The organism is Clostridium thermarum (genome assembly GCF_006351925.1).
GTDB classification, from domain to species: Bacteria; Bacillota; Clostridia; order Clostridiales; family Clostridiaceae; genus Clostridium_AU; species Clostridium_AU thermarum.
The window spans coordinates 2159859-2171788 of the sequence record NZ_CP040924.1 but is presented as its reverse complement, the minus strand read 5'-3'; the positions used below and the strand labels follow the sequence as shown (position 1 = coordinate 2171788).

14 protein-coding genes are annotated in these 11930 nt (G+C 39.1%); 9 read left to right on the top strand and 5 right to left on the bottom strand.

Going from position 1 to position 11930, the window contains the following annotated elements; translation table 11 throughout:
- Positions 1-21: 21 nt before the first annotated feature.
- The gene (locus FHY60_RS09875; RefSeq protein ID WP_139904805.1) at positions 22-594 is read left to right on the top strand and encodes a sigma-70 family RNA polymerase sigma factor; all 573 of its coding nucleotides are present in this window, start codon (positions 22-24) and stop codon (positions 592-594) included.
- 56 nt (positions 595-650) lie between these two features.
- Here the strand turns inward: FHY60_RS09875 and FHY60_RS09870 are convergent, their stop codons facing one another.
- The 3 genes from FHY60_RS09870 to FHY60_RS09860 form a co-directional block, all read right to left on the bottom strand.
- Complete coding sequence (locus FHY60_RS09870; RefSeq protein WP_139904804.1) at positions 651-869, bottom strand: DUF2922 domain-containing protein; 219 nt, start codon at positions 867-869, stop codon at positions 651-653.
- 38 nt (positions 870-907) lie between these two features.
- Positions 908-1132 (bottom strand): DUF1659 domain-containing protein, encoded by a 225-nt coding sequence (locus tag FHY60_RS09865; protein WP_163215836.1) that lies wholly within the window; start codon positions 1130-1132, stop codon positions 908-910.
- A gap of 91 nt (positions 1133-1223) precedes the next feature.
- Entirely contained in the window at positions 1224-1394 is a 171-nt protein-coding gene (locus FHY60_RS09860) for a YvrJ family protein (RefSeq protein WP_139904802.1), read from the bottom strand.
- A gap of 216 nt (positions 1395-1610) precedes the next feature.
- Here FHY60_RS09860 and FHY60_RS09855 point away from each other — a divergent pair, with 216 nt between their 5' ends.
- From FHY60_RS09855 to FHY60_RS09830, 6 genes are all read left to right on the top strand, one after another.
- Positions 1611-2474, top strand: a complete 864-nt coding sequence (locus FHY60_RS09855; protein WP_139904801.1) for a hypothetical protein — start codon at positions 1611-1613, stop codon at positions 2472-2474.
- Between the two features lie 285 nt (positions 2475-2759).
- Positions 2760-3239, top strand: a complete 480-nt coding sequence (locus FHY60_RS09850; protein ID WP_139904800.1) for a hypothetical protein — start codon at positions 2760-2762, stop codon at positions 3237-3239.
- Between the two features lie 170 nt (positions 3240-3409).
- Positions 3410-3625 (top strand): hypothetical protein, encoded by a 216-nt coding sequence (locus FHY60_RS09845; RefSeq protein WP_139904799.1) that lies wholly within the window; start codon positions 3410-3412, stop codon positions 3623-3625.
- 8 nt (positions 3626-3633) lie between these two features.
- A complete protein-coding gene (lexA, locus tag FHY60_RS09840; protein WP_180375388.1) occupies positions 3634-4185 on the top strand; it encodes a transcriptional repressor LexA in 552 nt (183 codons plus the stop codon).
- A 91-nt stretch (positions 4186-4276) separates the two neighbouring features.
- A complete protein-coding gene (locus FHY60_RS09835) occupies positions 4277-4948 on the top strand; it encodes a hypothetical protein (protein ID WP_139904797.1) in 672 nt (223 codons plus the stop codon).
- Positions 4949-5370: 422 nt separating this feature from the next.
- Positions 5371-7386: a methyl-accepting chemotaxis protein gene (locus FHY60_RS09830; protein ID WP_163215835.1), complete on the top strand. Its 2016-nt coding sequence runs from the start codon at positions 5371-5373 to the stop codon at positions 7384-7386.
- A gap of 32 nt (positions 7387-7418) precedes the next feature.
- Here the strand turns inward: FHY60_RS09830 and FHY60_RS09825 are convergent, their stop codons facing one another.
- Positions 7419-9377 (bottom strand): glycoside hydrolase family 127 protein, encoded by a 1959-nt coding sequence (locus FHY60_RS09825; RefSeq protein ID WP_139904795.1) that lies wholly within the window; start codon positions 9375-9377, stop codon positions 7419-7421.
- Positions 9378-9473: 96 nt separating this feature from the next.
- Here FHY60_RS09825 and FHY60_RS09820 point away from each other — a divergent pair, with 96 nt between their 5' ends.
- Together FHY60_RS09820 and FHY60_RS09815 are read left to right on the top strand one after the other, a co-directional pair.
- A complete protein-coding gene (locus FHY60_RS09820; RefSeq protein WP_139904794.1) occupies positions 9474-10001 on the top strand; it encodes a DUF6930 domain-containing protein in 528 nt (175 codons plus the stop codon).
- Between the two features lie 86 nt (positions 10002-10087).
- Entirely contained in the window at positions 10088-10279 is a 192-nt protein-coding gene (locus tag FHY60_RS09815) for a leucine-rich repeat domain-containing protein (protein ID WP_163215834.1), read from the top strand.
- A 59-nt stretch (positions 10280-10338) separates the two neighbouring features.
- On the opposite strand, the gene FHY60_RS09810 is transcribed toward FHY60_RS09815, so the two are convergent.
- Positions 10339-11925 carry a cache domain-containing sensor histidine kinase gene (locus FHY60_RS09810; protein WP_180375387.1) on the bottom strand — a complete coding sequence of 529 codons (1587 nt, stop codon included), beginning with the start codon at positions 11923-11925 and terminating at the stop codon, positions 10339-10341.
- Positions 11926-11930: the final 5 nt, after the last annotated feature.

Below are 11930 nucleotides of genomic sequence, written 5' to 3'. Positions count from 1 at the left end.
ACTGACAATAGGGGGAGGAAGATGGATTACAAGGAAGTTGAGAAGTGGGTTATTAGGGCAAAGGAGGGCAGTCAGGAGGATGTACAAAAGTTACTTAACCATTATAAGGGCTATATATATAAGACTGCTGGGGAATTTTATTTAAAGAACTATGAGGTTGAGGATTTTATGCAGGTTGGTTATTTAGCTGTGATAAAGGCCATTTCAAAGTATGTACCGGGAACCAATACCTTTTGTTCCTATGTCATGAGAGTCATAAGAAATGCTGTCCTCTACCAGGTGAGACATAGATCTAAAGAAGGCTATGAGGTAAGTTTGAATAACCAGGTGAGGGCTGAGGAGGAAGGCCTTGAGTTTATAGACATTCTTCCAGCTGAAAAAACCTTGGAGGATGAAGTGGTTGCAGCTGAGACCTATGAGAACCTAAGAGCTGCTCTTGAAGAGCTTTCTGAAGCGGAAAAGGACCTTGTTTATAAGCTGTATTATGATAAGATGAAGCTGGCAACCTATGCCAGAGAGCTTGGAATTACCTATAATGCAGCAAGAAGAAAGAAGGCCAGGGTTTTGGGGAAGCTGAGGAGAGAATTGCTTTAAAAGATGTATATTACCCTTAAAAAGTAAAAAGGCACCGAAAACTCGGTGCCAAATTTTTATACCATATCCCATTTAGTGACCTGTCTTTGTACAAGCTGTGCTGAGTACTTAGTCTTATAATCCCCGCCGGGAGAGAAGAATATGTTTTCTGCTATTATCGCATCCATAAGGTCTCTAACCTCAGCCTGTGTAACATCCGGCCTGATGTTGCCAAGGGTCAGATTTACCTTATCTCCAACTTCGTTGACAAAGGTCATTTGTACTGAAAACTCCATTAAAATACCTCCCTTCATATTAGATTTTTTTCATGCTCTTACGCATTGGCCAAGGTGTAGACATCGTTCTTCTCAATGGAAGCTACCGGATACTTGAGCAGGGGTTCGATAGCTTTTGCCACAGCAAATAAGTTGTCATCTGAAGCAGTTACCTTGATCTTTGAAAGGCTCATTGTCTTTTTAACATCGTCACCCTTTTCGTCGACCCCGGTAATCATTACTATGCTGAGCTTTGTGGAGTCTTTAGAAGTTAATACTGCCATTTTCATTCCTCCTTTCCTTGTCTTTTCGAGTAATGAATATACAGAAAAGTTATATTTTGTCCCTTGCATGAAAAAATTTTTTTCTGCCTACCTATACCGCTTTATTTTCGTCATTGCTGCCTAATTTAATGGAAATTACCGTGGACAGTTTGTTTATAGATGCAGATAAGCTATCCAGCTTGCCTTCTATCCTGATAAGCAGGTAGCCTGCTACCACTATAGGAAAGCCTGTGTTTGCCACTGCCTTTAAAAAATCCTCCATCACTTCACCTCCTTAACTGAGTTTGTATAGCAATTATTATGCTGGTAGAGAAAAAATTGCCCAGGAAGGATGAAAAATTCTTTGAGAAAAATCGAACTGAAGTGCCAATAAATGAATATTTTGTGAATATTTCATTGTTTTTAGGCAATTTCACATACAACTGTATATTAATTATCTAAGAAAATAAATTGAAGGTTTAAAAAGGAGGAAATAACAATGGCAAATTTTAAACAAATCGATATGAGGTTTTGGCAAAATGATTTCGTTCTGGGACTTACACCGGAGGAGAGATATTTTTATATGTATCTTGTTACCAACACTATGACTACCAAATGCGGCATATACAAGTTTAACCTCAAGGTGGCTGAGCTTGAAACAGGTTATCCTGCAGAAGTTATAGAAAGGCTGCTGCAAAGCTTTGAAAGCTACGGCAGGATAGTAGTATCCAAGTCCACCAAGGAAATCATGATAGTAAACTGGTTTAAGCATAACTTTAAGAATAGTAAAAGGACAATTCAGGAAATCAACAAGGAACTTAAGGACGTAAAAAATAAGGAGTTTTTAAAACACCTTTATGATATATGTTTGGGAAGAGAGTATCCGGTTAAAGAAATATTTAGCGGGATAAGATTGAAATGCGATGAAAATGCAGTTCTTGATAAGATTGAAGTGGACAAGTCTAAGGCTGATGGTGTGAAAGATGTAGAAGTGGTAAATACAGAGTCGTTAGATGCGGAAAAAGTGCTTGCGGCAGAAGAACATTTGTCAACTGAAGTAATGGTGGTTGAAGTGCCGGTAGTTGAAGCAGAAACATTGGCAGAGGAAGTACAGGTGTCAGAGGAAGCAGGTGGGCCAGCCGAAGAACCAAAAGAAATAGTCACAAATGCACGGGTGGACAAGCCGTTCATGTTTTGGAGTCTAGACAAGCCAGATGAGGATCTAGAAGATGGAACAATAGAAGAAGTGGTAGCCGAAGACCTGGAGTATGAAGAGGAGGACGATGATATTATTGAGGGGACAACCATTGCGGTTTGGAACTTTTTTGAGGAAGGAGATGATGGGGAAAGGGGGACGGGCTAGGAGGGAGTTTATAAGTTATGATGTGTGCTTTTTATATGGGCGGGGAGGATTTAATATAAGGTGTTTTAAAAATGATGCTTTTGAAGGTGGCTAAACAGTGATAAGAGGTATAAATACAACATCAACTTTTACTGACGGCCATAATAGAGTATGTTGGAAGTACGGCTAATACCAAAAGCAATCCGGTATAAATATATAAAAATGGTATACTTAAACATTGTTAACAATAAAAAGCATATGTGTTATAATAAATTGATTAGAATATTTAAGGCTGGTGAAAAAATAATGACAAACAGAAAATTTAAAATTCTTCTGACAACATTATCATTACTTATTGTATTTCAAGGAAAAGCTGTCAGTGCAAAAACATATAATATAAGTACATATCAAAGTGCGGTAATTACTTTATCTGCAGCTAAGGTATCGGCTGCAGAGACACTTGTAAATAAAGCTATTAAGGAGTTGACCTACACTTCTTATGTAAAAGCTCAAGAAGAAATCAAAAAAGTTAAGGATCAAAAAGAGAGAAACAGACTATATATGAAATTAGATACTGTTAGAAGTAAAATAATAAACAATGATATTAAAAGATGCACAGACTTTATAAATAAAATCTCGCAAAGTGGAAGTGCTGAACGCTATTATGAATTTGAAAAACTTATCAACACAAGTAAAAATATTAAAGATGTAGATAAAGAGCTATTTAAAAAGCATCTAACGGCACTTGGAAAGAATTATGTAAGATTTAAAATTAAGCTTAATTAGTTATATCTCTTTTATTGCATAATACTAATTAACTGCTTAAATGTTCATATACCAAGCACAAAGGCATTATCGCAGTACGCCATAAACTGCAATAATGCTTTTTCTTTTTCAAAGATTACCTTGAATTTTAAAGAAGCACCAAAGGAAGTTGAAAGCAAGGTAATATTGATTTGATAAATACTAAGCTAAAAGAATTGGTAGAGCGTACACCAGCACCAAGCTTAAGTGAAGCTGTGGCTGCCAAGTTTGCCAATGCTCTGAGAAATTTAGATACCAGCATAGCGTACAAGCACCAGAGGCATGTTGAAGAGCCTGTGGAAGAAAGCATCAAAGAGACAGCAGCAACATCATCGTCTGCAACTGTGGATAAGGAAAGCTTAACTTGATAAAAGGGGTGGCAGGGTCTGGTAAGACAACCGTGGCTGTTAATAGAATACTGTTTTTGCTGGAGAACTACTGTCTGGAAAAGGACGACAGGGTTCTCATGGTGACCTACAATAAGAGCTTAATAAATTACATTAAATATGTATATGATAAGGTTCAAAATGAAAGGGAGTATGAGAAGATTTCTCTCTTTGAAATAGATAACAGTATTGCTGCAGGAAACCCAAATTTGATAAACTCCGAAGTAGAAGAAGAATTTTACATACCGCAAAGATGGCTGTCACCCACAGGAAACTTTTACATGGTCAAAGTTAAAGGTGACAGTATGATAAATGCAAATATACACGATGGTGATATTGTGGTTATCAAGCAGCAGTGTGTTGCAAACAACTACGATATCGTTGCAGTGCATCTGGACGGAAATGCTACCTTGAAGAGATTCGTACGAATGGGAAGTACCATACTATTGATGCCGGAGAATCCTGCCTATGAGCCGATTCCTGTGAATGAAGGCCAGATGGAAGTTTTAGGTGTAGCTGTTGGGGTAGTGAAACAGGAGTAGGGACAGAGGGACGGAATTTTTGTCCCATAGATTTTATTGCACAATAAAGGAATTTCCCCCAATACGTAGAAATATATATTGAGGTGATTTTATGTTGTACAAAGAAAAAAATACTTATTTGACTGAAAAAAAGTATAATAATTTATCAGCTATACTGGAAGAACACATGAAAGCCGATCAAGAATATGATTATTTCAAAAAATTATACACACAAATTAAAGAACAGTATCTGGAAAAGCTTAAGGATGAGAATTTCAGTATAGAGGTTGAAAGAGCAAGGCTAAAATCCAAAGCAGAAAAAATGGTTGGTAATTCAACTTTGATCACCATTAATATAGGAATCCTTGCTATTATCATACTGGCAGCAGGATTAATGCAAGCATTCAGTTCTATGGACTCCATATACAAAGTTGTAATTGCTGCATTTAGTATTTTAGCGGTGGCTGGATCAATTTACTTCACAGTATTACATGATAAAAAAAGCAGAGAGTTAGAGTACCTATGTCATTTATGCCTTAAAGTCCTTGACGACGTAGAAAAAGAACAAAACAAAATTGCGGTACAGACTAATACAACAGCCGAAGAAGTTGCATCAACCACCGAAGAACATAATGAAAATAGTCAGTTCAGGCATTTATCAAATTCAAACAATGGAAATTGGAGTGTATATGTTTCTTCAACTTCACTTGTTGATATAGTAAAAGGCACTTATAAAGCAGTTAAGTATCTTAAGAGATTAATTCAAAAGAAGAAAGCATCGTAAGGACTGGTTGAAAAGTTTAATGTCCAATAAAGCACCATCAGCTACATCATAAATGTTATTAACTACACCTTTAATATTGGCGTCATGGATTTACCAGATAAATCTATAGACGCCTTTTTTGCACAAAAATATAATATAAATCCAAGCTTTGTGCAGTATAATGAAAATTAATATCGAAATATGTATTAAATTCTAACTAATTATGTGTTATAATGTTATTATAAAATAGGTTTATTGAAATTACCTATGAGTGTAAAAGTTTACAAAACAGCTATATCTTTACTCACACGGTGCTAGATTCATGAATTAACATTGTTCAGAAATTTACAGAAAGGAGCGGGGTAATTTAGAACTTTTTTTAAATCAACTTACAAGATAAACAGGGCATAAAAATTATATTTATGTTGTGGGGGGGGAATTTTATGAAACTAAGTTTTAAATCCATTAAAGTAAAGCTTATATTTAGTATGTTATTACTATGTATAATACCTTTGGTGATTGTAGGAGTCATATCCTATTCTCAGTCTAAATCAATATTATTAGAAAAGTTAAAAGTCACAAGTGGGCAAACGCTTGCAGAGATTGAGTCCTCTTTGGACAATTATTTTACTGGTTTGGGCATGCAGCTTAAGCAAGTGGGTAACAGTGAATTTATCAATGAGCTGGATATGTACGAGCAAAATACTCCATATGCAATTTATACGCTGAAGGATATCAAGGATAGTGATACAGATATAGTAAATACTTTTTATGCAACTGAAAAGGGAAAGTATGTCAATCACGCACAGTTATTTACAGATACTGGAGTGGACTATACTAAAGAAGAGTGGTATGTTAAGGCGGAAAAGGACAAGAAGAACATAATTATAATGCCGCCGCATATAGACAATGTTACCAAAAAAGCTGTTGTAAAAGTTGTTAGAGGGGTTCAACATAATTCAAAGACTAACGAAAATTTAGCTAAAGTAGCCGGAGTTATTGGTATGGATATGTCCTTAGAAGGCATCTCTAAAGTTTTCTCTAAATCAAAGGTCGGGGATAGCGGATATATTATTATCACTTCCGGAAACGGTACCGTAATTTCGCATAGGGACAGCAGCGTCATCGGAAGCGATTTATCCAGCAGTTTAAATATATGGGATAAGGTTGTTGCCAATGATGAAGGCTTTGAAAAGTTCAGCCTTGATGGTAATAATAGCTTTGCGGTTTATCATACTCATGAAATGACAGGCTGGAAGGTAATAGCTGTCCTTGATGAAAGCGAATTAAACAAGGACGTAAATCACATCAAAAATATAATATTTATAGTCATATTGGCAGTGACCGTTGTGGCAGTGCTTTTATCTATGATTATCGGAAATTCAATAGGTAAAAATGTCAGAAAGCTAAAGGATTCCTTTGGCCTGGCAGCCCAAGGTGACCTTACAGCAGTGGCCCATATTAAGTCAAAAGATGAGCTAGGCCAGCTTGGAAAAGACTTTATAGTGATGTTAGCAAAGATATCTACAATCATGAAAGATGTCAGTGCCTCTGCCGAAACTATGCTGGAAGCTTCCTCTCAGATCGGGGCCATGGTGCAGGAGACTACTGCTTCCGTAGCTGAAGTATCAAAGGCTATGGGGGAAGTCTCTGAGGGATCAAATAGCCAGGCGGAGAATGCTCAAGAGAGTACCATAAGCATAGAGAAATTGTCCAAGAAGCTTGATGATATTACAGAATTGACTAAGGAAGTAGAACATATATCACTAGACACAGAAAAGCTAGGCGTAAAGGGCTTGGAGCTTATGAAGGTTTTAACAGACAGAGCGGACAAGGCTAAACAGTCAACTACAAATGTCAACGCCATAGTTAACGATGTGGATATGAGTATATCCCAGATTAATACAATTTCCGATTCCATAGCCCAAATTACAGAGCAAACCAATTTACTGTCCCTTAATGCATCCATAGAAGCTGCCAGAGCAGGGGAAGCTGGCAAGGGCTTTGCAGTAGTGGCGGATGAAATCAGAAAGCTGGCAGAAAAGTCCAGGGCTTCAACGGTACAGATTCAAAAGATTATTGAAACTATCCGGTCAAAATCCGCCTTTGCCGTTGAGGCCATTGGCAGTGCAGAAGCTGCAATTAATGAGCAAGACAAGTCCATGCTAGAAACCAAGCAGGTATTTGATGAAATTATCAACGGGGTTATCACCTTATCAGACAAGATTGTCAATATAAAGGATTCCACAGTAAGCATAGATGAAAGTAAAAACATTGTGGTGCAACAAATCCATAATATTTCTGCCATCTCTCAAGAGACTGCATCAGTGACAGAAGAGGTTTCAGCATCAACGGAACAGGTTAGTGCCACAATGCAGGAGCTTACAAGCCATGCTGAACAGCTGCAGAAGCTGGCAACTAAGCTTCAAGAGGAAGTTGGCAAGTTTAAAGTGAATTAGGGACAGAGGGACGTTGTTTCTGTCCCTCTGTCTTACTTATGTCTAATCCATACTATCATTTCACCGGGCTTTCGGTTGCCCCATAGGAAGTAGGGAATAGCTTTTAGTTCAACCTGTTTGCTGCCTTCTTTGAAAGGACGGTATAAGTCATTATTCCAGCCTGTTTCATCAAGCCGGCTTCCCTTAGCCTTAATTATTACTGCCCCGCCAAGAAGGTTCTCATCATATTCCTCTTTCAGACCAGCATATGTATCTATTGAAAGGGCATTTAAATTACCGCCGTTATCAGTTTCCTCAAGGCAGTAAACCAAGGGGCCTCTTTGGATGGCAACCTTACCGGCATCGGCTCTTACTTTTGGGTTTGCCTGTATAAACTCAGGGGTTATTTCTAAATTGAATTCTATGGAGTCTCCATCTTTCCAGGTATTACTTATTACTGCATAACCATTTGATATTTTACTGGTTAAATCAAGAACATCTCCATTTATTATGACCTCAGCATTATTGCACCAACCAGGGATTCTTAGGGCTAGGTTAAAGGCCTTTTCATTTTCCATAGACAGCTTTATTTTGATATTTCCCTTCCATGGATAGTCAGTTTCCATAGTTAGATTTATTTCTTCCTTGCCCATTTGTATTGTGGCATCACCACCAATATAGAGGTGAGTATAGATAGTATCGTTATTATATGTATAAATATATTCTCCAAGAGAAGTTAAGAGCCTTGCCACATTTGGAGGGCAGCAAGCACAGCCGAACCATTTTTGTCTTACAGGTTTTACATGGGCTCTTGAAGGATTTTTTTCTGAAGCTTCCGGCCACACTTCCAAGGGATTTACATAGAAAAAGTGTCTGCCATCTTTGGACATGCTACCTAAGAGGGTATTGTATAAGGCCCGTTCCATAACATCAGCATAGGTGGCTTTGGCTTCAAGCTGCAGCATTCTTTGGGCAAAGAATATAAGGCCGATGGAGGCACAGGTTTCGGCATATATGGTATCATTGGGCAGGTCATAATCAAAACTGAAGGCCTCACCGTGACTGGTTGAACCAACTCCACCGGTTATATACATCTGCCTGTTCACAATGTCATCCCATAACCTTCTGCAGGCTTCAAGCAGGTCTGTGTCACCAGTCTCAGCGGCCACATCAGCCATTCCTGTCAACATATATACTTCTCTTACGGCATGTCCAATAGCTTCTGTTTGTTCACGGACGGGCTTATGGGACTGGTGGTAGGACTCATTTGGCTTGTCGCTAACTCTACCGGACCAATGGGAAATCCTGCCTCTCTTTTCCCACTCTTGTTGAAAGAAGTGTGGTTCCTGCCCTCTTTCATCAATAAAGTACTTTGCCAGTTTAAGATATTTTTCCTCACCTGTAGCCTTATACAGTTTAATCAGGGCCAGCTCTATTTCCTGGTGACCGTCGTAGCCCCTTAGTTTTCCTGGCTCAGTGCCAAATACTGAATCAATATGATTCGCAAAACGGCACATTATATTTAGAAGCTTTTTCTTACCTGTTCCGCAATAATAGGCCACGGCAGCTTCCATCATATGGCCTGCACAGTATAACTCATGACATTCCTGGAGGTTAGTCCATCTTTTCTCAGGAGCCTTTATGGTAAAGAAGGTGTTAAGATAGCCATCAGGCAGCTGAGCCTTTTCTATCAAGTCTATGGTTTTATCTGCAAGGGCTTCCAAGTCAGGATCCGGATTAATGGCCAAGCTGTATCCCACGGCCTCCAACCACTTGGCAACGTCGCTGTCCTGAAATACCATGCCCCCAAACTCACCATCTTCTTCTTTGGCTGCAATGCGGAAGTTTTTTATGGCATGACTCGGGGCGGCATCCGGGATGTTGTCATTGAGGGCCTCCCATTGATAGGGTATCACCACCTCCCTTACAAGCTTTTGGTAGCCTGACCAGAACCTATCATCAATATTTACATTTTTCAAAGAAACCAGCTTTGAATTTATAAGTTTGTCCACTATAATTCCTCCCTAACACATCTTATATGCTTATATTATAATGTTTTCATATGGCCAACAACAGCTGAAAAAGTAGATTAGGTGGTAAAATCCGACATGGATTATTTAAAGGCTAATATATCAGAACCTCTGAATTTTGTGGCCTGCGGGAATTTTATCTCTGAAGAAAATTGGACCCACATGAAAAGAATCAACGACAACTTTGAGATAATCATCGGCATCAATGGCACAGCCTACATACAGCAGGACCATGAAAAGTCAGAAAAGAAGGGCAATATGGCCTTGCAGATAGATGTGTGCTACACACCCTATCCGGTGCAGGGGAGTAGGTGGGAAAGAGGACACTTTCCAAGGCTCTTTATCATAGCAGATAAAAATAATGGAACCATTGTGGATATTGATGTATATGAAGATATAGATGAGGATGCTAATGTTACACTTAACAAGTTGATTAATCTGTGCCTTAGCAATGGAGTACCTAAAGAGATACAGGTCAGAGATGATAAGATGGTGGCCATACTGCAGGACTTTTGTCAAAAAACCGGGATCAATCTAAAGAAGGTCAATCAGCTTAGAACTATAGATGATATGATAGCTGAAATGGCAAACAGAACAATGTTTTGAACTGGAGTGAATGAATTAAGAGGGGATATGAATATATTAAGAAACCTACTGCTGAGGCAGTGGAACAAAGCTAGTACAAAAGTATATTGAAGGAACTGAAAAACTTAAAATATCTTTCACTGAACAATAACAAAATCAGTGACTTAACCGCCTTGCAGGGCCTAACCAATTTGAACAAGCTCTTTCTAAACTTCAATAAGATCACTGATATAACTGCAGTTAAGAACTTGATTAACTTAACCTGGTTCTATGTGGAAGGGAACCAAATAAAGATATAAATAGAGACAAGGGGACGTTGTTGCTGTCTCAACGGGACAGCAACAACGTCCCTCTATCTCTATTTCGGAATAGTAAGGGTAGCACAGGTACCCCTTCCCTTAGTGCTGTTGTACTGCAGCCCATAGTCAGGTCCATAGTACAGCTGGACACGATGGTGGACATTGTGAATGCCGTAGCCAAAGCTTTCCGAGGTCAAGATGGCCTCACACTGTTCTTCTGTCATGCCGCAGCCGTTGTCCATAACTTTAAAGATAAGAAGGTTCTCCTCCTGATAGCAGGATATTGTAAGTACTCCTCTGTCAGGAGTCTCTTTATGGTCAATACCATGGAGGATTGCGTTCTCCACAATGGGCTGCAAGAGGAGATTGGGCATGGTGTAAGAATACATGGATTCATCTATGTCATAAACAATGTCGAAGGAGTCGGCATGCATCATCTTTTGAATTTCTGCATAGGACCGGGTGTTTTGGAGTTCATCCTTCACGGATATCAAGTTCTTCCCCTTATTCAAGGTGGTGCGGTAGAAGGTAGACAGCAATTGGGCCATCTGGCTTATATCCTCTTGTCCCGTCATTATGGCCTTTCCATTTATCAAGGACAGGCTGTTATATAAAAAGTGGGGGTTGATTTGCGCCTGCAGGGCCTTCATCTCATACTCCTGCTGGGCAATTTTACTGCGCAGGACTTCATCTATCAAATACTTTAACCGCTCCACCATGTGGCTGAAGGCCTGTATCAAATGGCCAATTTCATCAGATGAAGTCTGCTTTACGGTAATGGTCAAGTCTCCCTGCTCAATGAGTTTCATATTGTTGTGCAGGGCCCTAAGAGGTCTAACTACTATCTTGGACGACATTATACAGGCCAAAAGAATTATGATGAGACTGAGAAAAACTATAAAGACCACTATAAAGGTAATATTATTTGCCGGGGCAGATACAATTTCAACTGGCCGGTAGAGATAGGCGGTCCAAGCTACCGATGATAGGCCGGTGGATTCAACCACATATTTAGGTGTCTTACCTTTGTTCACCAATGCCCCTTGCAAGTCCTGGGGAGTTAACGTGTAGCTTTCCTTAGCATTGGGGAAGTTGGCATATTGAAAAACTGCGTTACCGGAATTATCAAGCAGCATAATGCCATAGGATTCATCAAAAGGACCCTTAATAGAATTAAATAAGGCATTGTAATTTATAGACATAGAAATAATATTTGTATAATTTGAATGCCGGTAATACATTTTACAAATCAATAAGAGCCTGTGGCTGTTCTCGGAAAATGCAAAAAAGGGTGTATTAGTATTCTCAGCTGTATCATACCAGGGCGCCTCCGTGACATCGGAAAGAGGCCGCAAAATGTCCCCATGGGGATGGATGGAATTATCGGTGTATATAGTTATGGAATCTATGGTGCCGTTAAGGGTCCGAAGGGTGTGAAACATGGGGTCAATTACATCCCTGTAGGTAAGGTACATGTCGTAGTTGTTACTATAATTTTTGGAAAGACTGTAACGCATACTTTCATTCCAGACGATGAGGTTCATGGCAGCCAAGTAGGATTCCAACTTATAGTCCAGATTTTTAGCTTCCTGGTCCAGAGATTCACTAAGGGCCCTATATTCACGCTCTATCAGTAATTCACTCATTTTAA